The organism is Nonomuraea sp. NPDC050404 (assembly GCF_040655495.1).
Classification (GTDB): Bacteria; Actinomycetota; Actinomycetes; order Streptosporangiales; family Streptosporangiaceae; genus Nonomuraea.
Window position 1 is genome coordinate 221427 of the sequence record NZ_JBFAKB010000017.1, and the last position, 24773, is coordinate 246199.

At 70.8% G+C, this 24773-nt stretch carries 23 protein-coding genes; 8 read left to right on the forward strand and 15 right to left on the reverse strand.

All coding sequences use genetic code 11. The annotated features are described in order from the left end of the window. Positions 1–43 precede the first annotated feature (43 nt). The gene (locus AB0I81_RS39470; RefSeq protein ID WP_360668153.1) at positions 44–577 is read right to left on the reverse strand and encodes a helix-turn-helix domain-containing protein; all 534 of its coding nucleotides are present in this window, start codon (positions 575–577) and stop codon (positions 44–46) included. A gap of 72 nt (positions 578–649) precedes the next feature. On the opposite strand from AB0I81_RS39470, the gene AB0I81_RS39475 reads away from it, so the two are divergent. Further along, a complete protein-coding gene (locus AB0I81_RS39475) occupies positions 650–1048 on the forward strand; it encodes an ester cyclase (RefSeq protein WP_360668155.1) in 399 nt (132 codons plus the stop codon). A 1-nt stretch (position 1049) separates the two neighbouring features. Here the strand turns inward: AB0I81_RS39475 and AB0I81_RS39480 are convergent, their stop codons facing one another. The 4 genes from AB0I81_RS39480 to AB0I81_RS39495 form a co-directional block, all read right to left on the reverse strand. Beyond that, positions 1050–1232 carry a hypothetical protein gene (locus tag AB0I81_RS39480; protein WP_360668158.1) on the reverse strand — a complete coding sequence of 61 codons (183 nt, stop codon included), beginning with the start codon at positions 1230–1232 and terminating at the stop codon, positions 1050–1052. 15 nt (positions 1233–1247) lie between these two features. Then, complete coding sequence (locus tag AB0I81_RS39485; protein ID WP_360668160.1) at positions 1248–1835, reverse strand: helix-turn-helix domain-containing protein; 588 nt, start codon at positions 1833–1835, stop codon at positions 1248–1250. A gap of 66 nt (positions 1836–1901) precedes the next feature. Next, positions 1902–2402, reverse strand: a complete 501-nt coding sequence (locus tag AB0I81_RS39490) for a pyridoxamine 5'-phosphate oxidase family protein (RefSeq protein WP_360668163.1) — start codon at positions 2400–2402, stop codon at positions 1902–1904. A 68-nt stretch (positions 2403–2470) separates the two neighbouring features. Continuing rightward, positions 2471–2995 carry a cysteine dioxygenase family protein gene (locus AB0I81_RS39495; RefSeq protein WP_360668166.1) on the reverse strand — a complete coding sequence of 175 codons (525 nt, stop codon included), beginning with the start codon at positions 2993–2995 and terminating at the stop codon, positions 2471–2473. Positions 2996–3111: 116 nt separating this feature from the next. Between AB0I81_RS39495 and AB0I81_RS39500 the strand changes: the two genes are divergently transcribed. The 3 genes from AB0I81_RS39500 (at position 3112) to AB0I81_RS39510 (ending at position 10707) form a co-directional block, all read left to right on the forward strand. Next, positions 3112–4116 (forward strand): LysR family transcriptional regulator, encoded by a 1005-nt coding sequence (locus AB0I81_RS39500; RefSeq protein ID WP_360668169.1) that lies wholly within the window; start codon positions 3112–3114, stop codon positions 4114–4116. Between the two features lie 21 nt (positions 4117–4137). Further along, positions 4138–4767 carry a LysE family translocator gene (locus AB0I81_RS39505; RefSeq protein ID WP_360668172.1) on the forward strand — a complete coding sequence of 210 codons (630 nt, stop codon included), beginning with the start codon at positions 4138–4140 and terminating at the stop codon, positions 4765–4767. A gap of 102 nt (positions 4768–4869) precedes the next feature. After that, entirely contained in the window at positions 4870–10707 is a 5838-nt protein-coding gene (locus AB0I81_RS39510; protein ID WP_360668174.1) for a trypsin-like peptidase domain-containing protein, read from the forward strand. On the opposite strand, the gene AB0I81_RS39515 is transcribed toward AB0I81_RS39510, so the two are convergent. Genes AB0I81_RS39515 through AB0I81_RS39535 form a run of 5 tightly spaced genes read right to left on the reverse strand, consistent with a single transcriptional unit; the run spans position 10697 to position 16946 of the window. Further along, complete coding sequence (locus AB0I81_RS39515; protein ID WP_360668177.1) at positions 10697–12274, reverse strand: acyl-CoA synthetase; 1578 nt, start codon at positions 12272–12274, stop codon at positions 10697–10699. The genes AB0I81_RS39510 and AB0I81_RS39515 overlap by 11 nt on opposite strands. Next, entirely contained in the window at positions 12274–13422 is a 1149-nt protein-coding gene (locus AB0I81_RS39520) for a thiolase domain-containing protein (RefSeq protein WP_360668287.1), read from the reverse strand. Before AB0I81_RS39520 ends, AB0I81_RS39515 begins: the two co-directional genes overlap by 1 nt. Before the next feature lie 2 nt (positions 13423–13424). Further along, the gene (locus AB0I81_RS39525; protein ID WP_360668180.1) at positions 13425–14444 is read right to left on the reverse strand and encodes a thiolase domain-containing protein; all 1020 of its coding nucleotides are present in this window, start codon (positions 14442–14444) and stop codon (positions 13425–13427) included. Further along, positions 14441–15340, reverse strand: coding sequence for an OB-fold domain-containing protein (locus tag AB0I81_RS39530; RefSeq protein WP_360668182.1), 900 nt, complete (start codon positions 15338–15340; stop codon positions 14441–14443). The genes AB0I81_RS39525 and AB0I81_RS39530 overlap by 4 nt, the downstream gene beginning before the upstream one ends. Further along, positions 15330–16946: an acyl-CoA synthetase gene (locus tag AB0I81_RS39535; RefSeq protein ID WP_360668184.1), complete on the reverse strand. Its 1617-nt coding sequence runs from the start codon at positions 16944–16946 to the stop codon at positions 15330–15332. The genes AB0I81_RS39530 and AB0I81_RS39535 overlap by 11 nt, the downstream gene beginning before the upstream one ends. A 114-nt stretch (positions 16947–17060) precedes the next feature. Between AB0I81_RS39535 and AB0I81_RS39540 the strand changes: the two genes are divergently transcribed. From AB0I81_RS39540 to AB0I81_RS39550, 3 genes are read left to right on the forward strand one after another with little or no spacing between them, the layout of a single operon-like run. Continuing rightward, complete coding sequence (locus tag AB0I81_RS39540) at positions 17061–17870, forward strand: crotonase/enoyl-CoA hydratase family protein (RefSeq protein WP_360668187.1); 810 nt, start codon at positions 17061–17063, stop codon at positions 17868–17870. Positions 17871–17922: 52 nt separating this feature from the next. Then, positions 17923–18198 (forward strand): type II toxin-antitoxin system prevent-host-death family antitoxin, encoded by a 276-nt coding sequence (locus AB0I81_RS39545; protein WP_360668290.1) that lies wholly within the window; start codon positions 17923–17925, stop codon positions 18196–18198. Between the two features lie 31 nt (positions 18199–18229). Continuing rightward, positions 18230–18595, forward strand: coding sequence for a type II toxin-antitoxin system VapC family toxin (locus AB0I81_RS39550; RefSeq protein ID WP_360668190.1), 366 nt, complete (start codon positions 18230–18232; stop codon positions 18593–18595). Between the two features lie 6 nt (positions 18596–18601). Here AB0I81_RS39550 and AB0I81_RS39555 read toward each other — a convergent pair whose 3' ends face one another. Beyond that, entirely contained in the window at positions 18602–19558 is a 957-nt protein-coding gene (locus AB0I81_RS39555; protein ID WP_360668193.1) for a helix-turn-helix domain-containing protein, read from the reverse strand. Positions 19559–19656: 98 nt separating this feature from the next. Between AB0I81_RS39555 and AB0I81_RS39560 the strand changes: the two genes are divergently transcribed. Next, entirely contained in the window at positions 19657–20676 is a 1020-nt protein-coding gene (locus tag AB0I81_RS39560) for a saccharopine dehydrogenase NADP-binding domain-containing protein (protein ID WP_360668196.1), read from the forward strand. A gap of 29 nt (positions 20677–20705) precedes the next feature. Here AB0I81_RS39560 and AB0I81_RS39565 read toward each other — a convergent pair whose 3' ends face one another. The 4 genes from AB0I81_RS39565 to AB0I81_RS39580 all read right to left on the reverse strand — a co-directional run bounded on the left by AB0I81_RS39565 (position 20706) and on the right by AB0I81_RS39580 (position 24699). After that, a complete protein-coding gene (locus AB0I81_RS39565) occupies positions 20706–21368 on the reverse strand; it encodes a DUF4276 family protein (RefSeq protein ID WP_360668198.1) in 663 nt (220 codons plus the stop codon). Positions 21369–21373: 5 nt separating this feature from the next. Next, positions 21374–22450 carry an AAA family ATPase gene (locus AB0I81_RS39570; RefSeq protein ID WP_360668201.1) on the reverse strand — a complete coding sequence of 359 codons (1077 nt, stop codon included), beginning with the start codon at positions 22448–22450 and terminating at the stop codon, positions 21374–21376. Positions 22451–22507: 57 nt separating this feature from the next. Continuing rightward, entirely contained in the window at positions 22508–23614 is a 1107-nt protein-coding gene (locus tag AB0I81_RS39575; protein ID WP_360668202.1) for a nitronate monooxygenase family protein, read from the reverse strand. 161 nt (positions 23615–23775) lie between these two features. Further along, positions 23776–24699 (reverse strand): DUF3068 domain-containing protein, encoded by a 924-nt coding sequence (locus AB0I81_RS39580; RefSeq protein ID WP_360668205.1) that lies wholly within the window; start codon positions 24697–24699, stop codon positions 23776–23778. Between the last annotated feature and the right edge of the window lie 74 nt (positions 24700–24773).

Below are 24773 nucleotides of genomic sequence, written 5' to 3' on the forward strand. Positions count from 1 at the left end.
GCCGGGGGGACTGCCCTGACCAGAGCCGGGCGAGTTGCGCTGATCAGGTCTGCCAGTTCACGAGCGCGAGCAGGCGTTCGGCCTGGGCCCGGTCTGCGGCGGCCAGGGTGATGCCCTTGACCAGGGTGAGCAGGTCCGCCGCGTCGAGATCCGCGCGTACGGCGCCCGCCCGCCCCGCCTCCTCCAGCAGCGTCGAGGCGGCCTCCAGCATGGCGCGGTGCCAGCCCGCGACCAGGGCCGAGCTCTCGCCGGTGACGGCCAGGGCCAGGTCGCGCTTGGTGGACACGTGGTCCATGAACAGGCGTAGCCACTCGTGCAGCGCCTCCTGCGGCGAGCCGGCCTGCTCGCGCAGCGTCGCGGCGCGGGCGCACAGGCCGGCGACCTCGTCGGTGTAGACGGCGACCAGCAGGTCGGAGCGGGTGGGAAAGTGCCGGTACATGGTGGCGTTCCCGACTCCGGCGCGCCGGGCGATGTCGTCCAGCGGCGCGTCGGTGCCGCGTTCGGCGAACACCCGCGCGGCCGCCGCCAGGAGCTGGTCGCGGTTGCGCTGGGCATCGGCCCGCAGCGGACGGCCCATCGTTCTCCTTGCTAAGTGGGGATTTCCCCGGTTAGCTTATCCGGGGAGATCCCCGCTTAACAAGGAGGCAGCGTGACCGCAGGTGAAGTGCATCGTCGAATCGTTGAGCTGTGGCCGGAAGTGCTGGCCACCGGGCGGATGAAGGAGGCGCTCGGCCTCATCGACCCCAACGTGATCGACCACCGGGGCGGGACCGACGGCGACCACCACGGCCTGGCGGCGTGGCGGGCGAAGTGGGAACGATCGATCTCCGGGGAGACGGGCTTCCACGACATGTCGGTCGAGGTGGAGCAGAATGTGGCGGACGGGGATCTGTCGGCCAACATCTACCGCAGCCGCGGCACGCACACCGCCTCGGGGCGGCGGTACGACGTGCGGGGCATGGACATGATCCGCGTACGGGACGGCAGGATCGTCGAGCACTGGGCCGTCATGGACGCGGTGGCCATGCGCCACCAGCTCGGCCAGTAGTTCAGTGGCCCACCGCGTGCCGGCGCATGACGAGGTGCAGGCCCGTCTCCACCAGCGCCCATCCCAGGCGGGTCTCCCAGGTGCGGAGCACGCCTGCGGGGTGGGCCAGACGGTGGCGTTCGGCCTCGGCTCGCAGTTCGCGGGCTCTCACCCGCTCGACATACAGGTATAGATCCGGATGCATGGGGCTGCTCTCCTGTCAGATACGGAACGGGAAGCCATACATGAATACGGCGACGTTCTCGCGCCCCTCCGTGTCGCCCGCGTCCCGCGCCGCCTCCGCCCGCAGCCGCCAGCCCTGCACCAGCGCGAGCATCTCCTCGCGCATGAGCCCCAGTTCCTCGGACGTGAGGGGCATCATGGTGCTGGAACTGAAGGCCGCGTCGCGCCAGTCGTTGCTCCAGGCCGCCTTGGCGTCGAGGTAGTTCTCGTACATGGCGGTGCGGTCTTGGGCGTACATGCGCGAGACGGTCGTGTGCAGGGCCGCGCTCTCGGGGGCGTCGCGGAAGTCGGCGTCCTCGGTGTTGAGGCCGGAGGACGCAGGCTGCCACCAGCGCTCCCGGGCGTCGCCGCCGTGCCCCTCGGCTTCCTCGATGATGCCGTGCGTGGCCAGTTTGCGCAGGTGGTAGCTGACCAGCGACACCGCCTCGTCCACCTGGTCGGCGAGCTGCGAGGCCGTCGCCGTGCCCGCGACGTAGAGCGCGCGGTAGAGCTTGATGCGCAGCGGATGACCCAGGGCCTTGAGCGTGTCGAGGTCCTTGACTTGATGGGTCTTCTCGGTGGCCATGAGCCCACCATAGAAGCGAAAGAAAATTTGCGCAATATAAGTTGCGCAAATTTGTTTTCGTATCTGTCAGAAGCGCCACCGGGTCTGGGCGTAGTCGCCCTTGCGGAAGCCCAGCACCTTGGCCGGCCGCACCTCGAAGACCAGGGCCGCGCCGCCTGCGCTGTTCACGAACACCCCGTCCCCGATGTCGAAATGCCACTCGCTGGTGTACTTGGCCTCCCAGGCGTCGGCCAGCCGCTTGAGCGCGACGGGGTCCGTGACGCGCTTGGCCACGCCCTCCACCACCAGGTCCAGGCCCTCATACAGGGAGCTGACGCCGGTGGTGAGCGCGCAGGCGAGGTTGGCGGCCAGGTTCTTGCCCTTCTGCTCCTCGGCTCCGGTGCAGAAGTACAGCGCGTTGTCCTGCCAGATGGCCAGCAGCGGGGTGACGTGCGGGCGGCCGTCGGCGCGTACGGTGCTCAGCCAGTACGTCTGTGCCCGCTCCAGCTGCTCCCGCGCCTCGGCCCACGGCGTGGCGGCGGCGTTCGGTGCGCTGAAACGGGCGTCCAGTTCGGTGGTCGGTTCCATGGTCGCTCCTCTTCCGGATCTGTCTGCCATACCAACAGACCGGCGGGGCGACCGGAAGTCATCGGCACTTACCTGACGGGCAGGTCGTAGACGCGGCGCACGCTGCTGCCGAGCCTGCTCACGTCGGCCCCGTACACGTGCACGGACACCCCGACCTCCGGGCTGGTGTTGCGCACCTTGTGGATGTCGCCGGGCGGCGCGAAGCCGCTGACCTCGCCCGGCCGGTTCTCGGCCCGGCCGATCTCGACCAGGTGATCGCCCAGGTCGCGGTAGAGCGTCTCGTACTCGATGCCGCTGAGGATGCCGAACGTGCACCACGACACGTGATCGTGGATCACCGTGTCCTGGCCGGGCCGCCACACCACGCCGACGATCGAGAAGCCGGGCTCGGCGTGCAGCACGTGGGAGACGTACCCGTCGGGCGAGCCCGCGCGTTCCTCCGGCGTGAAGAGGTCGAGCCCTGGGAGGTTCTCGCGGAGCAGGGCCGCGACGGTGAGCGCGGTCTCGCGGCGGTCGAGGTCGCGGGCGACGATCCGCGACACTCCTGAGATGAGGACGTCGAGTCCTGGCCTGGTGACGGTTCCGGCGGCCATATTCATAGTGTTCCCCTAGGGAGAAACAGGTGTCTGCCTTCCCCTCCTACGGTCTCCCATCTCGAACAATAGGTCCAACAGAAGTCTTCTGGTCGATCGATAGATATGGTTGATGAATGCTCGACGTCGTACGGCTGCGCGTCCTGGTCGCGGTGGCCCGCAGGGGTTCGCTGACCGCGGCGGCCAAGGATCTGCACTACTCCCAGCCCTCGGTCAGCCACCACCTGGCCCGGCTGGAGGCGGAGACCGGGGCCAAGCTCATCCAGCGGGCCGGGCGCGGCATCAGGCTCACCGAGGCGGGCCGGCTGCTGGCCGAGCGGGCCGCGGACATCATCGGCCGGCTCGACGCCACGGCCGAGGAACTGGCCGCGCACGTGGGGCTGCGTACGGGGCGGGTGCGGCTGGCCGCCTTCCCCTCCGCGCTGGGCACGTTCATCCCGAAGGCCGCCGGGCTGCTCGCCGCCGCCCACCCCGGCCTGCGCCTGCACCTCACCGAGACCGAGCCGCCCGAGGCGCTGCGGCTGCTGCGGGCCGGGCGGGTGGACGTGGCGGTGATCTTCCGGTACGACGACACCGCGCCGGAGGACGGCGGCGTCGACATGATCCACCTCCTCGACGACCCCAGCTACCTGGTGGCCGGCACCCCGCCGGGCGATCTGGCCGACCACGCCGGGTCCGCCTGGATCGCGGGGTGCGACCGGTGCCGCGGCCATTTGCTGGATCTGTGCGAGAAGGCGGGGTTCGCGCCGCGGATCACGTTCACGAGCGATGACATCGTGGCCGTGCAGGCGCTGGTCGCGGCCGGGCTCGGGCTGACCATGCTGCCGGGGCTGGCGCTGACCGCGCATCGGCATCCGGAGGTGGAGGTCGCGCGGGTGCCGGGGTCCGGCAGACATGTGTACGCGGCCGTCTACGGCGAACCACCCCACCCACCGGCCACCGACGCCCTACTGGCGGCCCTGCGGGAAGCCTCCACAGCGGCAGCAGCCCTGCGAGAGGCCCCCGCACCCGCTCCCACATCGGCAGCGGTCCTGCGAAAAGCTTCCGCACCCGCTCCCACCCCGCGAGAAGCCTCCGCGCCCGCTCCCGCATCGGCGGCGGGCCTGCGGGAAAGCCGTTGACGCCGCCTCTAACATGGCCCCATGCCCGACATATCAACACTCGCGGTATTCTGCGCAGCCACCCTTGGGCTGCTGATCGTCCCGGGACCGGCGGTGGTCTACATCGTCACCAGGAGCGTCTCCCAGGGCCGCACGGCCGGCCTGATCTCCGTACTGGGCATCCACGCCGGCTCGATCGTTCACGTGGCCGCGGCGGCACTGGGCATCACGGCGCTGCTGGCGGCCTCCGCCACGGCGTTCACGATCGTCAAGTTCGTGGGCGTGGCCTACCTGCTCTGGCTCGGCATCCGCAAGCTGCTGCACAAGGGCTCCGGCGGCGATGAGCCGATCGAGCTGAAGGCGCAGTCGAAGCGGCGGCTGTTCTGGGAGGGCTTCGTGGTGAACGTGCTCAACCCGAAGACCGCCATCTTCTTCCTGGCCTTCCTGCCCCAGTTCGCAAGGCCGGAGGCGGGGCCGATCGGGCCGCAGATCCTCCTGCTGGGCCTGGTGTGGCTAGTGCTCGGGATGGCCTCGGACGGCACGTACGCGATGCTCGCCTCCACCCTGGCCGGGCGGATCCGCAAGTCGGCCCGTGCGCGGCGGCGGATGGACGTCGGCAGCGGGGTCGTCTACCTCGGCATGGCGGCCTGGCTCACGGCCGAGAAGGCGTGACAAGCCGGGAAATTTCCTGGCCGTAGTGCGATAGTTGGTTGAGGATCTGGCGCTGCTCCCGGGGGACGGCACGTCGAGACGCGTAGCTACTAGGCGGACCCTATGGACGCGCCACCGTACCGCCTCGGACTCGAGCGGGTCGTCGAGGTCTTCTCCGGTCATGACGACCTCGTCGGCGTGACCGGCTCCGGGTACGTGATCGGCGCCGATCTGGTGCTGACCTCCGGGCACGTGGTGAAACCCGGCGCACCTTGCCACGTACGACCCCTGTGGCCCGGACGGCCCTCGCCACAGGGAGTGGTGCCGTGGTCGGGGCGGTGGCTGGCGGCCGAGCCGGTGTGGCGGGGGCGCGGCGGGGTGGACGTGGTGCTGCTGCGGGTGTCCGAACCGGCGTGGGCGGATCTGCCCGGAGTGGAGCACACCCGCTGGGCCAGGGTGGCGAGCGGCGGCGACTACCGGTTGCGCTGCGTGGCCATGGGGTTTCCGCAGGCGGGGCGGCGGGCCGGCTCGCGGGATCCGGAGACGCTCTCCGGCCTGGTCGATCACCCTGCGGGCACGGAGACGCTTTCCAGCCTGGTCAATCACCCTGCGGGCACGGAGACGCTCTCCGGCCTGGTCAATGACCCCACGGGTGCGGTGTCCAGGTCTCTGACGGTCCGGGTGCTGAGCCCGGAGCCCGGCTCGATGCCGGCCTCGCTCTGGCCCGGCATGTCCGGCGCCGCCCTGCTCGCCGAACCCGCCGGCCAGCTCATAGGCGTGATCCTCGCCCGCCTGGACGTCGTACCCGTGACGGTGCTGTTGCGCGACGAGCGCTTCCGTGAGCTGGCGGGTGTGCCTCCCGGGACGCTGGAGACCGTGGCCGAGGGCGATCCTTCGGTGCCCCTGCCCGCCCTGCTCACCCCTGCCCGCTCGAAGGTGCCGCAGGACTGCCCGGACTGGGCGCTGCTGATGGCCCGGCACGCGGTGGTCCCGTTCCTGGGCCGGAACGAGGAGCTGGCCGAGCTGCGGTCGTGGGCCGCCGAAGCCGCCGGACTGTCGATCGCGGTGGTGAGCGGGCGCGGCGGGACGGGGAAGACGCGGCTGGCGGGCGAGCTGTGCGCGGAACTGGCCGAGGCGGGCTGGGACGCCGGATTTCTGCCGCTGGACACGCTGCCCAGTGCGACCCTTGACGCGCTGCGGCCGACCCTGCTTGTGGTGGAACGTCCGGAACCGTCCTCTCCCCTGGTCGGCGAGCTGATCCGGCGGCTGGCCAAGCACGGCCACAACCCCCGCGTACGCCTCCTCCTGCTGGCCCGCGAGCCCGGCGAGGCGGACTGGTGGCGGCGGCTGGACACGGCGGCGGGCGGCTGGCTCAGGCGGCTCAACACCACGACCGTGCAGCTCAACGCCCACCCGCTCACGCTCGCCGAGCGGAATGAGCACGCGCTCGCGGCCATGCGGGCGTTCGCGCCGAGCCGGGCCGCCCTGCCCGCCGCACCCCGCCTCGACGACCCGGACCACGGCCTCCCCCTCCACGTCCACCTGGCCGCACTGCTCGCACTCCGCGCCGAAAAGGAGGCCGGTGAGGGCGCGGAGGCCGGTGGTGGGCTGGCCGGGCGGTTCGTGGCACGCGAGTGCGAGCAGTGGGGGCGGGTCTGGCCGGAGGAGGAGGAACGCCTCAGTGAGGTCGTGGCGCGGCAGGCGGTGGCGGTGTTCACGCTCACCGCCCCCACCCCGGCCGAACTGCCCGGCCTGCTGACAGCCGTACCCGGCCTGCGTGAGGCCACCCTGAACACCGCCCACTGGCTCACGCGGCTCTTCCCCGAATCGCCCGGCCCCACGGGTGGCGGACGGCCGGCCCCGCTCGGGCCGGACCTGGTGGCCGAGCGGTTCCTGACCGGAACGGCGGACCTGGACGCCCTCGTGCTCGCCGTCCACGACCACGAGGGCCGTACGGCCCGGCACCTCGTACGCATGCTGGAAGTCCTGTCCCTGTCGGCCGGGAACGAGCGGGTCAGGTCGGCACTGTGGTCACTGATCGACGGCCGGCTCGCAAAGCTGGTCGCGGAGGCCACGGCGAACCCCGCCACCCGGCTCGGCGACCTGCTCAACACCGCACTCTGCCTGTTCCCCGGCGACCGGCGGCTCGCCGAAGCCGTCGCCGGGCTGGAACACCAGCGGGACGACGCGCCGGGGTTGCGGGCGCTCAACGTCACACTCGCCGAGCTGACCGTGCGTCATCGGCGGGGCGGCGGCCGGCGGATCGCGCTGGCGGGCGCGCTGGCCCGGTCGTCGCGGGAGCTGGCGGCCGTGGGCAGGGTGGGTGAGGCGGTCGTCGCGGCGGCCGAGGCGGTGGAGACGTACGCGGGCGCGCCTCCGTACGAGGAGGCGGCGGGCCGGGCGGAGGCGCTGTTCGGGCTGGGGGCGTGCCTGCTGCTCGGCGGCGAGGCGGGCGGCGCGTTCAAGCCCGCGCAGGAGGCGGCGGCCCGATACCGGATCCTGGCCGAGGACGACCCCCGCCACCGGGAGCAGGCCGCGCGGGCGCACTACAACCTCGCGTGCGCGCTGCTGGGAACGGGCCGGTTGGCCGAGGCGGTGACGGCGTTCGAGGCGGCGGGCGGCGACGCCGATTTCGCCGCCGGCGTGACGGACATCCTGTCCGTGCGGCGCGCCGCGGATGCCATCCCGGTCACGTGCCCGGTGCCGGTGCCCGAGCCGCTGACCTGGTTCGAGAGAGCCGGCGCGCTGCCGGACCTGGCCGCGTGTCTGGCCGTCGCCGCCGTCTCCGCGGTCAAGGACGCCGCCCCGACCAGCAGGAACGTGGCCCACCGGCTGCTCACGACCGCTACCTGGCTGCGGGAGCACGACAGACCGGCCGATGCCCGCGCGCCCGCCGCCGAAGCGGTCGTGCGCCTGCGGGCCCTGGCCGCCGAGGAGCCGGGCCTGCGCGCCATGCTGGCCTCGGCCGCCGCCGTGCTGTCCGCGCTGCACGCCCGACTGGAGGACCTGGACGCCGCCGTACGGTCCGCCGCGGAGTCCGTACGGAACCTGCGTACGCTCCTCACCCTCGAACCCGACGAGCACCGGCCCGCCCTCACCGACCAGCTGCTCATCCTCGGTGAGCTGCTGCTGATCGACGACCGGCCACGGGAGGCGCTCGCCCCGCTCCAGGAGGCCATGGCGACCGGGCAGCCCACGGCCACCCAGGCCAGGGGCAGGCGGCTGCTCGGCTTCTGCCTGGACGAGCTGGGCCGGCCCGCCGACGGGCTGGCCCAGCTGGAGATCGCCGCCGAGTTGTACGACCTGCTGGGCTCGGCGGCCCATCGCGACGAGGTACGCGCCTGGTTGCGCAGGAGGCCGGCCCAGGACGTCGCCGAGACCGGGCCGTGGTTGCTCGCCATGGTCGTGAACCGGCCGGAGGAGGCCGTGGCCGGGGCGGAGCGGCGGCTGGCGGAGTGCGCGCGGGAGGTCGAAAGCACAGATACGCCGGGGATCGAGCGGATTCACGCGTACCTGTCCGCCCAAGCCACGCTCGCCCGGATCTGGGCGGACTCGGGGCGGGCAGGGGACGGGTTCGCGCTGGCGATGCGGGCGGCCGAACTGCTCCAGCGGCACGCCGCGCCCGACCGGCCGCACGCGATCGCGGTGGGCATGGTCGCCGCGGCGCTCGGGCGTTCGCTGGTCGGGCTCGGCCGTCCCAAGGAGGCCATCCCGCACCTGCTCACGGCCATCGAGTCCTACGAGCCGCACGCCGGTACGAGCGCCGAGTTCCGTACGGAGCTGGCCGAGCTGATGATCCTGGAGACCGTCGCGCTCTCCGGCGCCGCGTGCCCATCGGACGCGGAGGCCGCCGCCGACCGGCTGGTCGAGCTGTACACGGAGCTGGTGGCCGAGGATGCCGCGCCGCCCGTGGCGCTGGCGGGAGCACTCCGCCTCCAGGGCGGCATCCGCTGGTCCAGGCAGGATCCCGAGGGCGCGCTCCAGTCGGTCACCCGCGCGCTCGACCTCCTGCCGCCGGACGGGGACGGGCTGCCGGCGGCGGCCTGCCAGGAACTCGGCGGCCTGTGCCTGGGCGCGCTGCACGAGAGCGCCGCGGCCAGGGATCGGCTGGCGGCGGGCACGGCGGCGATGGCGCGGCTCGGGGCGGTGCCCGGCGATCTCGTCGGCGTGCACCTGCTGGCGTTGGTCCGGCTGGCCAGGCTGCGGGTGGAGGAGGAGGGTCCGACCGCCGGCGTCAGCCTGTACGCGCAGATTCTGGGCTTGAGGCCGCTTCCCGGTACGGATGCGCTCGACGCGCTCATCGAGGAGCTTTCCACGCTAAAGGGAGAAGGGGTGGCCGAGCTGGCGGAACCGCTCAAGGCGTTCACCGAGGCGCTGGAGCGGGAGGTGCCGGTGAGCGGGGCGCCGGGGACGTACGAGCGGTACGGCCGGTGCCTGGCCACGCTCGGGGACGCCGCGGCACGGGCGGGTGACACCGCGAGCGCCGCCCTGGTCGCGGAGCTGGCCGCGAGCCTGTACCGAGGTCTGGCCACCGTCTCCAGCGTCTACCGCGAGCCGCTCGGCTCGTCCCTGGCCACGCTCGCCGCCCGGACCGGCCGGCCGCCCGAGGTGCTGGAGCAGGCCATCGACCTGCTCTCCGTACGTCAGGACCGCACGCTCGCCGAGACCCTGCACCTCTACGCCGAGGAACTGCTCGCACGGGGCCGCGCCGTGGAGGCCCTGGCGCACTGTGAGCGGGCCGCCGACCTCTGCGACGAGCTGGAGGAGCCGGCCGTCGCCGCCGTCACCTACGCCCAGCTCGGCGCCACCCTGGCCGCCCTGGACCGCCCGCAGGCCGCCCTTGAGGCGGTCGCGTGGTCCCTGGCCGAGCTGGACCGAGCAGAGCAGCCGGAGCAGCCGGAGCCGAGGGGGCAGACGGGGCAGACGGGGCAGACGGGGCAGACGGGGCAGAAGGCGGACCTGCGGCGGGTTCGGGGGCGGGCGGCGCAGGTGCGGGGGCGGGTGTTGCGGGCGTCCGGACGGGAGACCGAGGCGATGGCGCACCTGATGGAGGCCCTGCGGCTGTTCACGGGGCTGCCGGACCCGGCGGCCGCCGCCGAGACCGCCGCGATGATCGCCGACGACCTCCTCGCCGCCGGCCGGCCCAAGGAGGCCACCGAGTACGCACGTACCGCCACGACCGGCCACGAACCGGGCACGGTCAAGCACGCCCTGGCCACCCAGCGCCTGGCCGGGTGCCACATGATGTCGGGTGAGCTGGCGGCGGCCAACACGCTGGTGGAGGGCCTGATCCCGGCGGCCAGGCGGTGGCCGGGCGACCTGACGTACCGGGCGATCCTGGCCGACTCGCTGGCGCAGAGCTCGGAGCTGATGCCGCTGCTGAGGCTGGACGGCGGCGCGCAGGCGGAGGCGCGGGCGCGTGAGGCGATCGCCATCTACGACGAGCTGCTGACCTCGGGCATGAACGCGCAGGCCCTGCACACCAGCCGCGCGGGCGCCTGCCTCACGCTGGCCGGGGCGCTGCGGATGCGGGAGCAGGCGGCCGAGGCGATCCAGCCGCTGCGGGAGGCGGTGGCGGCGCTGGAGCGGTTCTCGCCGGGCAACACGATGCAGGGCGGGCTGCTGTCGCGGGCGATGCTGATGCTGGGCGACGCGCTGATGGAGGCGGGCCGGGCGCTGGAGGCCGGGCTCGTCTTCCACCGGGGCACGCAGGTGACGCGGGATGAGCTGTCCAGGGCGGTGGCGCACGCCCGGCTCGGCTTCTGCCAGCGGGAGCTGGGCAGGGACGACGCCGCCGAGGCCGCCCTGCGCGTCTCGGCCGACCTGCTGCGCGAGCTGCCGGTCGGAGAGCCGGACCTGCTGCGTGACGTGCTGCGCGGCAGGCTGGAGCTGCTGCGGAAGGCCGGCCGGGACGTGGAGGCGAAGACGGTGGGGAACGAGCTGCGCGACCTCACCCCATAGCGGTCTCGCGGGCCCACCGGTAGTCGGCCTTGCCCGACGGAGAACGCACCATCTTCTCCACGAACGCGTACGTACGAGGCACCTTGTACCCGGAGAGCGTCGTCCGGCAGTGCGCGTCCAGTTCCTCGGAGGTGACCTCGACCCCGGCCCTCGGCTCGACCACGGCGGCCACCCTGTTGCCCCACCGCTCGTCCGGTATCCCGGTCACCACCGCGTCGAACACCGACGGATGCCCCTTGAGCACCGCCTCGACCTCCTCGGGGAACACCTTCTCGCCGCCGGTGTTGATGCATTGGGAGCCGCGGCCGAACACGTTCACGGTGCCGTCGGCGTCCACGGTGGCCAGGTCGCCGGTCAGCAGCCACCTGGTGCCGCCCTCGTCGGTGACGAACGTGGCGGCCGTCTTGGCCGGGTCGTTGTAGTAGCCGAACGCCACCCGCCCCGACCTGGCCACCGTGCCGAGCTGACCGGAGCCGGGCTCGACCGGCCGGTTCTTCTCGTCCAGCACGGCCAGCTTGACCACGGAGTTCGGCTGGTAGCGCAGGCCCGTCTCCGGCGTTGAGCCGGCCACGCCGGAGGCGGTGTAGCCGGATTCGGTGGAGCCGAAGTTGTCCAGGATCATGACGTTCGGCAGCAGTTCCTGGAGTCGGTCGCGGACCGCGCCGGACAGGATGGCCCCGGTCGAGCTGATCACGAACATCGAGGACACGTCGTACTCGCCGCTCTCCAGCGCCTCGGCCAGCGGCCTGGCCATGGCGTCGCCGGTGATGCCGAGGGTGTTCACGCGCTCGCGTTCGACCGCCCGCCACACGTCCACGGGGTCGAACTTGCGCACGAACACGATGGGCGTGCCCATCCACCAGGACAGGAACATGGCCATCTGCGCGGCGCCGTGCATGAGCGGCGAGGCGGCCATCATCACCATGGGACCGGCCTTGGCGGCCTCGTCCACGACCTCCTGCGGGGTGGCGCGCGGCTCGCCGTACGGGTTGCCGCCGCCGAAGCCCATGAACAGGTCCTCCATGTGCCACATCGCGCCCTTGGGCATGCCGGTGGTGCCGCCGGTGTAGATGATGTACACGTCCTGGCCCGAACGCGCCGGGAAGCCCCGCTCCGGCTTGCCGCGCTCCAGGGCGACCTCGTACGGCACCGCCGTGGCCACCGACGACGGCCCGCCCGCGACGATCAGGTGCTCCAGCAGCGGCGCCTGGTCCAGCACGCCCACCACCCTGGGCTCGAACTCCACGTCGTAGATCAGCGCCCGGAGGTCGGAGTCCCGGTAGAGGTAGAGCAGTTCGGCCTCGACGTAGCGGTAGTTCACGTTGATCGGCACGGCCCTGATCTTGAGGATGGCCAGCATGCCGGCGACGTACTCGACCCCGTTGTAAAGGTGCAGGCCGACGTGCTGGCCCGGCTGGATCCCGAGGTCCATGAGGTAGTGGGCGAGCCGGTTCGCCTCGGCGTCCAGCTCGGCGAAGGTGCGCCGGTCCTGGCCGCACACGAAGGCCAGTCTGTCCCCGATCGCGTCCGCGAGCCCCTCGTACAGGTCGGCGTGGTTGAACTCCATCAGGGCTTCTCCCGTCCCACGATCCACATCGCGAAGAACTGCGCTCCCCCGCCGTACGCGTGGCCCAGCGCCGTACGGGCGCCGTCCACCTGGTGCTCGCCGGCCATCCCGCGCACCTGGAGCGCGGCCTCGGCGAACCTGATCAGCCCCGACGCCCCGATCGGGTTGCTCGACAACACCCCGCCCGAGGCGTTCCAGGGGATGTCGCCGTCGAGCGCCGTGGCGCCCGACTCGGTGAGCTTCCAGCCCTCTCCTTCCGCCGCGAACCCCAGGTTCTCCAGCCACATCGGCTCATACCAGGAGAACGGCACGTACACCTCGGCCACGTCGATCTGCCGCCGCGGGTCGGCGATGCCGGCCTGCCGGTAGACGTCGGCGGCGCAGTCCTTGCCCGCCTGCGGGCTGACCGTGTCGCGGCTGGCCCGGAAGATCGGCTCGGAGCGCATGGCGGTGCCGTGCACCCAGGCGGGCGTGCCGGTGACGGCCGACTCCGAGGACAACACGACGGCGCAGGCGCCGTCGCTGGACGGGCAGGTCTCCAGGTAGCGGATCGGCTCCCAGAGCATGGGCGTGGACTCGACCATCTTCTGGTCGATGCCGGGGATCTTGAGGTGCGCGTACGGGTTCTTCAGCGCGTTCAGCCGGTCCTTGACCGCGACCAGCGTGCCGATGTGGCCGGGCGCGCCGGACCTGCGCATGTACTCGCGGATGTGCGGCGCGAAGTAGCCGCCCGCGCCCACCACCAGCGACGCGCTGAACGGCAGGTGGGTGGACAGGGCCCAGGTGGCGTTGGACTCCGACTGCTTCTCGAACGCGACCACGAGCACCCGCTCGTGCACGCCGCCCTGGATCAGCGAAGCCCCGACCAGCGCCGTCGATCCGCCGACGCTGCCGGCGGTGTGCACGCGCATCATGGGCTTGCCCGCCGCGCCGAGCGCGTCCGCCAGGTACGCCTCCGGCATCATCACGCCCTCGAAGAGGTCGGGCGCCTTGCCGATCACCACGGCGTCGATGTCCTTGAACGTCAGCCCGGCGTCGGCCAGCGCGCGCAGCGCCGCCTCGCGTACCAGGCCGGCGATCGAGACGTCCCTGCGCTTGGTCGTGTAGTGCGTCTGGCCGACGCCGATGACCGCACACCGGTTACCCATGCTCATGCCTCCAGGACGGTCACGAGGTTCTGCTGCAGGCAGGGGCCGCCGGCGGCGTGCGCGACCGCGCGCCGCGCGGAGCCGTCGTGCAGGCGGCGCGCGGCCTCGCCGATGCGGATGAGGCCGGTGGCCATGACGGGGTTGGCGGCCGACGGGCCACCCGACGGGTTGATCACGGTGTCGCCGCCCAGTTCGAGCGCCCGGCGCAGGATGATCTCCTCGTGCGGGAACTGGGCGTGCAGCTCGGCCACCTCGACCGGGCCCTTGCCGACCCCGGCGGCCCGTCCCGCGTCGGCCGCGGAGACCGACTGCGCCAGGTCGCGCATGCCCAGATAGTGCGGCTCCGTCCGGTGTGCGATGCCCCTGATGTGGGCCGGGCGATCACACAGCCGCCCGGCCAGGTCGCCGGTCGCGAGCACGATCGCGGCGGCTCCGTCCGTGATGGGCGGCACGTCCGTCTTCTTGAGCGGTTGTACGGCGAAGTCCGTGTCCTCCGGATCCGGCAGGTCCAGCGCGTACGGGTTGCTCCTGCCGTCCGCCCTGCTCCGCCGGACGATCTCGTCGAGCTCCTGCCGGTCCGCGCCCACCGCGGCGGCCTGGAGGGCGGCGTAGGAGAGCTGGTCGAGGCCGAGCGGAGCCAGATAGTACGGGTCCAGCTGCAGCGTCATGATGGTCCGCAGGTCGCCGAGCGAGGACTTGCCGAAGCCGTAGACCAGGGCCGAGTCGATGTCGCCGTGCTGGAGGCGGACCCACGCCTCGTACAGGGCCCAGGCGCCGTCCATCTCGACGTGGCTCTCGGAGATCGGCGGCCAGGCGGCCAGCGCGTCGAGCGCCGACACGAACGAGAACGGCGCGCCTGCCAGGTAGTCGCAGCTCCCCGAGCAGGTGAAGCCGAACCGCTTGAGCCCCGTCCGCTCCTTGACCTCGTTGATCACCGGCTGGATCAGCTCGTGCTCGCTCAGCCCGGTGTCGTGATCGGTGTGCCGCGTCTGGGCGAACGCGACGATCGCCACATCCTTCATGACAACTCCACGTCGGGCTCGCCAGTCGGGGCGAACCAGCGGATGTTCGCCATGGACGCCGTGCGCTCGCTCTCGGGGACCCAGACCGCCCTGACCCGCATGCCCTGGCGTACCTCGTGTGCGGGGATGTCGCCGATGAGCGCGATCATGGGGATATCGGTCTCGTCGAGCAGGATGTACGCCGACACGAACGGCACCTCGGGGGCCCTGGGGTCGGGCAGGTTGTTGATGGCGAACGTGGTGATCGTCCCCGTGTCCGGAATTTCACGCGTTTCCTGGATGGCGCTCCCGCATTCCGGACAGGTCCGGCGGATCGGGACGTACACCTTCTCGCACTGCTCGCAGCGCCCGCCGAGCAGGACGCCGCGCGCGACGCCCTCCAGGAAGACCCGCAGCGCGCCGCCCGCCTGGAGGCGGTACTCGGCGCGGACGTTGGACACGATCTTCGTGACCTCGGGCACGAAATGGGAAATGTCGGTGATGTGGCCGGTCGGGCCGTCGCGCCAGACGGGCCAGACCCGCGTGCCCGGCTCCAGGGCCTTGGGGTTGCCCGCGTCCACGGCGTGCACGAGCGCGGTGTCCGCGCCGTCGAGGGCGATCAGCGCCCAAGCGAAGGGGCGGTCCAGGGGGTGGTCGTCGAGCGGCTCCTGCACCCAGGCCGAGGTGGTGACCGTGCCGGCCGGGCCGACCTCGACGTACTCGCCGGTCACCGGCTCGCCGGTGGCGGGGTCGTACTCGAGAGGGGGTACGAGCACCCGCCCCTCCGCCGTCCTGACCCCGACGATGCGGCGCGCGCGCAGTTCGCTGAGGAACCGGCCGATCACCGGTCCCGTCGTGCGCGTGTAGCCGCCGGGGAACTCCAGGACGTGCTGAGCGACCAGCGGATCAGATGGCACGGTCGTGTCCCTCCCAGTACGGGGCGCGGAGTTTGCGTTTGAGCAGCTTGCCGTTGGGCTCGCGGGGCATCTCGGCGATGAAGTCGATGCTCTTGGGCCACTTCATCCTGGCCAGCCGGCCCTCCAGCGAGGCCAGCAGTTCCTCGGCCAGGCCGGAGCCGGGTTCGACGCCCGCCGCCGGCTCCACGACGGCCTTGATCTGCTCGCCCCACTCCTCGTCCGGGATGCCGAACACGGCCACGTCGGCCACCTTCGGGTGGACCATGAGCTCGTTCTCGATCTCGGCCGGGTAGATGTTCGTGCCGCCGGAGATGATCATGTCGGCCTTGCGGTCGCACAGGTAGAGGAAGCCGTCCTCGTCCAGGTATCCGATGTCGCCGACGGTGAAGTGGTCCTTCAGGCGGTTCGCGGCGGTCTTGGCGGGATCGCCCTTGTACTCGAACTGGACGCCCATCATCTTCATGTAGATCGTCCCGGGGGTTCCGGTGGGCACGGGTTCACCCTGCTCGTCCGTGATGAGCAGCTCGCTGATCGGCCACGCCTTGCCGACCGTGCCCGGATGCGCCTTCCAGTCCTCGGGCGTGGCCAGGGTGCCGCCGCCCTCGGTGGCCGCGTAGTACTCGTACACGCACTCGCCCCACCATTCGAGCATCGCCCACTTCACCGGCACCGGGCAGGGGGCCGCCGCGTGGATCATCCAGCGCAGCGAGGACAGGTCGTAACTTTTCCTGATCTGCTCCGGCAGCGCGAGCAGCCGCTTGAAGTGGGTCGGCACCAGGTGCGAGTTCGTGACGCGGTGCCGCTCGCAGAGCGCGAGCATCTGCTCGGCGTCCCACTTGTCCATGTAGACGAGCGTGTGCCCCATGTGCAGCGCCGTGCCGCCGAACTGGGTCACGGCCGTGTGGTAGTTCGGGGAGGTGACCAGGTGGGCGTTGGGGCGGCCTGGGGTGATACCGAACAGGGTGAGCAGGAACGTCATGAGCTCGGCGGAGTCGTCCGGATCCAGGCCGTTGAGCGGGCGTCTGACCCCTTTGGGCTTGCCGGTGGTGCCGGAGGTGTAGTGCATGGTGGCGCCGGCGGTGCGGTCGGCGGGGGCGGTCTCCGGCTGCCCGTCGATCAGCTCATTCACCCGCCGGAACCCCTCGCCCTCGCCCTCCCCCTTGTCCTTGCCTTTGCCTTCGCCTTCGCCCTCGCCCTCGCCCTCGCCCTCGCCCTCGCCCTCGCCCAGCACGAAACGCCGATGCGGCTCGATCGCCTCGGCCCCCTTGCGCCCCTCCCCCAGATACCTGGCGTGCACGAAGAACGCCTTCGCCTCACTGTCGGAGACGATGTACGCGATCTCCGGCCCGGTCAGATGCCAGTTGATCGGCGTGTAGTACCACCCGGCCTGCAACGCCGCCAGATACAGCACGAGCCCGTCGGCCCCGTTCGGCACCAGCCCGCAGATGCCGTCCCCGGGTTTCAGGCCGAGTTCGCGCAGACCGTGCACGAGCCGGTTGGCACGGGCCAGCAACTCGCCCGCGCGATGCTGCCTGCCATCGGGATCCACCGCCGCGACCCACTCGGGATCCGCCTGCGCCAGCCTCCAGAAACCGAGCGTGCCCATCCGATCTCCTCAGGTAAGGGCAAAACAGGAACCTGTTCTCGTTTCTATTGCTCGGAGCGTATCCTTAGCCCAACCTCGTAGCAAGCGCTTGATCTAGCCACTCCGGAGGCGTCCGTGGAGCTCCTGCCGATCAGCACCCCCCACTGCCGGATCGAACGCGACGGCCATGTCCTGACCGTTACCCTGAACCGGCCCGAGGCCCGCAACGCGCTGTCCTCGGACATGCTGATCGGCCTGGCCTCGGCGTGGGCGTACGCGTCGTCGGAGCCCGGCGTCCGGGTCGCGATCCTGACCGGCGCGGACGGCACCTTCTGCTCGGGAGCCGACCTCAAGGCCATGGGCGAGCCGTCGGCGGACCCTTCGGTCCAGGCCAGGGGCGCCCAGATCAGCAACTTCTTCTGGAAGGGCCTCCTGCGCGAGGACCTGCCCACCAAGCCGATCATCTGCGCGGTGGAGGGCTACGCGGTGGCCGGCGGCACGGAACTCCTGGTGGGCACGGACCTGCGGGTGGTGGCGAAGTCGGCCACGCTGGGCCTGTTCGAGGCCAGGCGCGCCCTGTTCCCGATGGGCGGCAGCGCCGTCCGGCTCCCCCGCCAGATCCCGTACTGCCACGCCATGGACCTCCTCCTCACCGGCCGCGCCATCACCGCAGCCGAGGCGCTGTCGATGGGCCTGGTCAACCGCGTGGTCCCGGACGGCCAGGCGCTGACGGCGGCCCGGGAACTGGCCGAAGGCGTGGCCACCTCGGGACCGCTGGCGGTGCAGGCGATTCTGCGGACGTACCGGGACACGCTGGGCATGCCCGAGGTGGAGGCGCTGAAGGTGTCGGACGAGCTCGGGTGGCCGGTGATCGGCTCGGAGGACGCCAAGGAGGGCACGCGGGCCTTCCGCGAGAAGCGCCCACCCACATATGAGGGAAGGTGACGACCCCAAGGTGTAGCACACCGAGCTACACGGGGCTACAGTGGATCGTTTGATGAAGGTCATCAGCCAACGCGAGTTCCGCAACAACTCCGCCGCCGTCATGAATCAGGTCGAGGCGGGTGAGACCTTCCACATCACCCGCAACGGCGTCGAGATCGCCGAATTGCGGCCACTTCCGCGCAGACGCCGCCTGAGTGCCGAAGAGTTGGTGGCCAAGCACCGTCTCCTCCCGCGCGTCGACCACGCCGAGATGCGCCGCGAAGCCGACGAGTTCTTCGGGAGCGAAGACCGTATCGACGGCGACCCGTGGGAGCGCGGTCGTGCCTGATCGTCACGCTGCCGGGGTTATCGGCACATGCGTGTACATCGATCTTGGCGAGATTTCCCCCGATGCGCTGCCCGCCCAACCGGAACTCACCGCGGTCACACTTGCCGAATTGCACCAGGGAGTGGCCATGGCGAAGGACGAGGCCACCCGGGCCGCCCGCATGGAGAGGCTGGGCGCCGCGGCGGTCGATTTCGAGCCTCTCCCTTTTGACGCGGATGCGGCGGCACGCTACGGCAGCCTCGTCGCGCTCACGATCGCGGCCAAGCGCGACCCTCGACCCAGACGCATGGACCTCATGATCGCCGCCATCGCCTCCAGCCGCGGCCTGCCGTTCTACACTCGCAACACCGACGATTTCGTGGGGTTGGAGAGTCTCGTCACCGTCGTGCCCATCTGAAAGGTGTCATTGGTGGGGCGTTCTGGCACGTGAGCGGAAAGTGCGGCGGTAGGTGTCCGGGGGCACGCCGACCGTGCGGTTGAAGTGGCGGCGCAGCGTCGTGGCGGTGCCCATGCCGGTGGCCTCCGCGATGGTGTCGACGCTGTCGTCCGTCGTCTCCAGCAGCTCCTGGGCGTGGCGGATCCGCTGGGTGAGCAGCCACTGCAGCGGGGTGGTGCCGGTCACCGACCTGAAGTGCCGGCTCAGGTTGCGTGAGCTCATCCGGGCCTGGCGGGCCAGGTCCTCCACTGTCAGCGGATGGTCCAGCCGTTCGATCGCCCAGGGGAGCAGTGCCGCCAGCGGGTGGTCGTCCTGGGCGGGTACGGGGGTGGTGACGAACTGGGCCTGGCCGCCGTCCCGGTGCGGCGGCACGACCAGGCGGCGGGCGACCGCGTTGGCTATCGAGGAGCCGTGATCGAGGCGGACCAGGTGCAGGCACAGGTCCATGGCGGCGGCCTTGCCGGCCGAGGTGAGCACGCTGCCGTGGTCCACGTACAGGACGTCCGCGTCCACCTCCACCTCCGGATGGCGGGCGGCCAGGTCGCGGGCGTGCGCCCAGTGCGTGGTGGCGCGCCTGCCGTCCAGCAGGCCGGCGGCGGCCAGCACGAACGCGCCCGTGCAGAGGGAGGCCACGCGCGCGCCCGCCTCGTGCGCCGCGCGCACGGCCTCGACCAGGGCGGCGGGCGGGTCCACGTCCACGTCGGCCCAGCCGGGGACGATCACGGTGTCGGCGCTTTTGAGCCGGTCGAGGCCGCCGTCGGGCTCCAGCAGGAACCGGCCGACCCGCACCGCACCCGGCCCGCAGAGGAGGAGGTCGTACCAGCGGTCGGCCATGCCGACCAAGGGGTTGCCGAAGACCTCGGACGCCAGCGACAGCTCGAAGTGCAGCATGCCGTCGGTGACGGCCAGCGCGACTGTGTGCATGTCCGGAATTGTACGGGCATTGGCGTTCCAGACACTCGTGCGGGATGTGCCGGCTCGCCAGGATGGTTCCGACAGATCATCTGAGCGCAGGAGGAACCATGGATTCAGTGACGGTGTTCGGCGCGTACGGGCACACCGGGCGTTTCGTGGTGGCACACCTTCGGGAGCGCGGGTTCGTTCCCGTCCTGTCCGGGCGCGACGCGGACAAGCTGAAGGCACTGGCGTACGAGACCGGCCTCGAAGCCCGTCCGGCCTCCGTCGATGACCCGGCCTCGCTCGACCGCGCGCTGGCCGGCGCGGCGGCCGTGGTCAACTGCGCCGGGCCCTTCGCCACGACGGCCGCCCCCGTGATCGAGGCGGCGCTGCGTGCCGGGATCCCGTACGTGGACGTGGCGGCCGAGATCGAGGCCAACGCCGACACGTTCACGCACTACGCCGACCGCGCCCGCGAGGCCGACGCCGTGATCGTCCCCGCGATGGCCTTCTACGGCGGCCTCGGCGACCTGCTGGCCACCGCCGCGATGGGCGACTGGACGACGGCCGACGAGGCGCACGTCGCGTACGGGCTGAGCAGCTGGCATCCCACCGCCGGGACGCGCGCGGCGGGCGTGGTCTCCGGCCAGCGCCGGGCCGGCCGCCGCGTCCGTTTCACGAACGGCCACCTGGAGTACCACCAGGACGCCCTGCCGACCCTGCAGTGGCCCTTCCCCGAGCCCATGGGCCCCAGGACCGTCATCGGCGAGTTCACCATGGCCGACGTCGTCACCCTGCCCAGCCACCTGGACATCCCCGAGGTCCGCACCTACATGGCGGCCGAGGCCGCCAGGGACCTGTCGGACCCGGCCACCCCAGCTCCGGCCCCGGCCGACGAGCACGGACGCTCCGACCAGACCTTCCTCGTCGACGTCATCGTGCGCTCCGGCGGCCACGAACGCCGCGCCGTCGCGACCGGCCGCGACATCTACGCCGTCACCGCGCCACTCGTGGTGGAAGCGGTCGCCCGCATCCTCACGGGACGAACCAGAACAGTCGGCGTCGCCTCCGCCGGCGCGATCTTCGACGCCCCCGACTTCCTCCGCGCCCTGTCCCCGCACCTCTCCGTGGACCTGCGTCCGTAACAGCAGTACGGCCGACGGCGTCAGGGTTCTCACTTGAGCGAGGTGGTCACCGCAGAGAGCCAGGCATCCGCGTGAGGGCAGCCATGCCTGATGGCGTCGATGCCGATCTCGGCTATGACGAGCGGGCCGTCGGAGGTCTTGCGGTAACGCGGATACAGACGCATCAGACGCTTGGAAGGCGCTGTGCTGACCCCGTCGTTGACGAGTTCGGCGCCTTGGGCTTGCACCACGATCGCTTGGACGGCCTGGGCGAGTGCGTCGTCGCCGGTGAGTTCGCCGAGCGCCTCGTGGCCCAGCAGGACCCACGCCTCCACCTCGTGGAGTACCAGGTGAGGCAGGAAGCGAGGGTCACCGAGGGCATCGGCCATGGCACGCTCGACATAAGCCACACGATCATGCGGCGAACCCGAGGGGCGTGTCGCCATGCCGGGCACGTCGGCGGGCAACCCGTAGTAGTCCAGCATGGTCGTCAGGACGGTGATGGAGGAATCGCCCAGAAGCAGGCGGATCTCTGAGGCGAGTCTGCCCCAGCTGGACAGGCCGCCTTTGTGAGAAGGGCCGCCTGCGGGGCGCTTGGTCGTGAAGATGGACCACGTGACATAGACATCGGAGCCGTGCAAATAGGGCTCGATGACTTCGCGTACCACGGTCTCCTCGGTCTGGCCCTCGCACAGAACGTGCAGCCGGCGCATCCCCGTCACCGCGACTCGGTCTGCGGCCTGCCACCGAGCAGGTTCTTCTCCCACAACTCACCCAGGGAGTACTCCGACAGCCAGTCGGCCAACCCTCCGGGGTCGAGGCGATTGAAGAGCGACGCTCCCCCGGCACGCTCGACAACGATGAGATCGTCCACCTCGAACTGGTTCATGAGCGTCACCGACTGGGTGGCGATCAGGACCTGGCCGGCGCTGCTCGCGGCACGCAGCATGTCGGCCAGTTGGACGATGGCATAGGGGTGCAGACCGAGCTCAGGTTCGTCCAGCACGACGAGGTTGGGCAGGTCGGGCAACCCCAGCAGGGTGGCGAGGCAGATGAAACGGAGCGTTCCGTCCGACAGTGCGTCTGCGGGAAAGACGACGTCCGAACCCTCTTGCTGCCACCGCAGCCGGAGCCGGTTGTTCTCCTCGACGAGCACGAAGTCCCTGAAGAACGGCGCGACCTGCTGGATGGTTCGGACGATTCTCCTGTATGCGGCGTGGTCTTCCCGCTGAAGGCGGAGCAGGACGGCGGCCAGGTTGCGGGCATCAGGGTGCAGGGCGATGTTGTCGGAGGCGAAGCCCGTCTGCTTGACCGGGGCGTTCGTACTGGTGTCGTGGAAGTGGAAGACCCGACAGCCTCGCAGCGTGTCAATGACAGGCCCGCCCACGGACGACAAGTTTCGTTCTTTCAGGAGGCGGCTCTCCCGATGTCCCCGTCCCAAGATGGTTCTTCCGCCCTGCGAGTCGATCTCTTCGTGACCGAAGATCAGCTCGTCGCCCGCCGCCGGAATGAGCTCGGCCCAGTACTCGTTGGACTCGAACTCAAGGCGCAGGCCGATCTCCGGGATGCTGCCCTTACCGCGATAGAGCAAGGCGGAGGCCCCTCCAGCCTGACCCACGAACAGGTTCAACTCTTCGTCGACGATCCGGCCCAGCAGAGCAAGGGCAGAGATGAAGTTACTCTTGCCCGCGCCGTTGGCACCGATCAGCACATTAAGACCGCGCAGCTCCACCTTGGCGGAGCGGATCGAGGAGTATCCCTTGATCCTGATCGACTGCAGTCTCTGCGGCGCCATATGCCCAGCTTAGAGTGATCCACCTGTGCGGCGTGTTCGCCTCCCACTGGGTGGCGGCTACTCCTCGGTGATGCGCTCCAGTCGTTCCAGTGCCTCGCCGTACTCCTCCACCAGCCCGAACACCACGTCCTTCGCCGACCGCACGGAGTTCATCACCCCGATGATCTGCCCGGCGGGGAACGTGGCCAGTTCTGAGGCGTCCGAGCGGCCGATGCGTCGCAGAGCGTCCGAGACCAGCATGAACTGCAGGGGCATCGGCAGGGTCCCGGGGGACTCCTCCGACTCCCACGCCTGCGTCCACTCGTTCTTGAGCAGGCGGGCGGGCTTGCCGGTCCAGCTTCGGGAGCGGACGGTGTCGCGGGAGGTGGCCTCCAGGATGCGGCGCCGCGCCATCTCCGGGGTGTCGGCCTCCTCGACCGTGAGCCACAACGAGCCCGTCCACACCCCCTCAGCCCCCAGGGCCATCCCGGCGGCCATCTGGCGGCCGTTGCCGATGCCGCCCGCCGCCAGGACCGGGACGTCCACGGCGTCCACGACCTGCGGGATGAGGACCATGGTGGAGATCTCGCCCGTGTGGCCGCCGGCCTCCGTGCCCTGGGCGACCACCACGTCCACGCCCACCTCAACCTGCTTGAGCGCGTGGCGCGGGGTCGAGGCGAGGGCGGCGACCTTGACGCCGTGCTCGTGGGCGAGGTCCACCACGTCGGCGGGCGGCGGGCCGAGCGCGTTGGCCAGGAGCGCGATGGGGTGCCGCAGGGCGACCTCGACCTGGGGGCGGGCGGTGGCGTCCGTCCAGCCGAGCAGGACGCGGCCGGGGTCGGCGTCGGCCGACAGGGGTGGCACGCCGTGTTTGCTCAGGAGGTTCTCGACGAAGGCGCGATGGCCTTCGGGGATCATGGACTGCAGGCGGCCGACCAGTTCGTCGGCGGCGAAGTCGGCGCCCTCGTACGAGGCCGGCATGACCACGTCCACCCCGTACGGCCTGCCGTCCACGTGCTCGTCGATCCATTTGAGCTCGGTCTCGAGCTCTTCCGGCGTGAAGTAGAGGGCTCCGAGCACCCCCATGCCGCCCGCCCGGCTGACGGCGGCCACCACATCCCTGCAGTGGCTGAACGCGAAGATCGGGAGCTCGATTCCGAACATGTCCGTGACGCGTGTCCGCATGGCCCGACAATACGTCCGCGACACCGCCAACTGCAACGCGTTCTAGGCTAGAACCTTTCGTCTAGTACCGGTGAGTAACCTAAGACCATAACTGGTTCTAGTTAAGTCGCAGTAAGAAAGAAAAAGGGCCCGTTTTCACGGGCCCCTAAATCGCGTGGCGCTTAACCGGCGGCGCCCGGGCGGCGGCGGCCCAGGATGACGCCGGCCACGACGAACACGACCCCCACGACGAGCAGCACCAGCGGGATGGTGTTGCGCAGCAGGTTGATGGTGTTCAGGCCGGTCTCCGCGTCATTGACCAGGCCGGCCACGGTCTCGTCGGTCATCTTCGCGGTCGCGATGAAGGCCGCCGAGCGCTCGACGCCGTCCTGGGTCTTCAGCACCTCGTGACGCTGCTGCTCCTGGCGCACCGGCGAGCCCGTGGTCGGCTCGACCCAGAAGGTCGTCTTGCCGTCGTACCAGCGGTCCACCTGCACGTCACCGGTCTCGCCGGTGATGCCGAGCACGTTGGCGGGGGCGCTGCGGGTCTCGGTCTTGGTCGGCGGCACGGTCTGCTCGAAGACGTAGACGGGCAGGCCGTTGACGTTGTCCTCGCGTACGAACGTCGCGTCGAACGCCTTCTGCGCCGTGGAGTTGAACACCTTGTAGGTCTTCTTCTCCACGCCGAACGGGAACTTGTAGATCTGGCCCTCAAGCGTGACCTGAGCCTTCTCGATGCTGCTGTTGCAGCAGTTCACGCCTACGCCCGTGTAGCGGTCGAAGGCGCTGCGGCGCTCGGACATGTCGATCAGCGGGCGGCTGTTGGTCACGTCGTTGACGACCGTGGCCTCGTCCCAGACCACGCGGTCGCCGGTGGCCTCCTTCACGTCACCACGCGTGGTGATGATGATGTCGAGGTCGCCGGTCAGCACCTTGAGGTCCTGCAGGGAGAAGTACTGCGCCTGCTTGGCCTCCAGCTTGTAGATGGCGAACTGGTTCGCCGGAGCGGAGATGACCTGGTCGGCCGCCCAGAATTTGAGCAGCGGCGCGAGCGCGATGAAGAAAGCCCCGAACCCGATGAGGACCAGCGTGGAGATACGACCCATCGAGGCCTCCGAATTTGTAGAACACGTTGTCGTCTGGTGGGATCGTCGAGCAACAAAGTATGACAGTGAGTGAT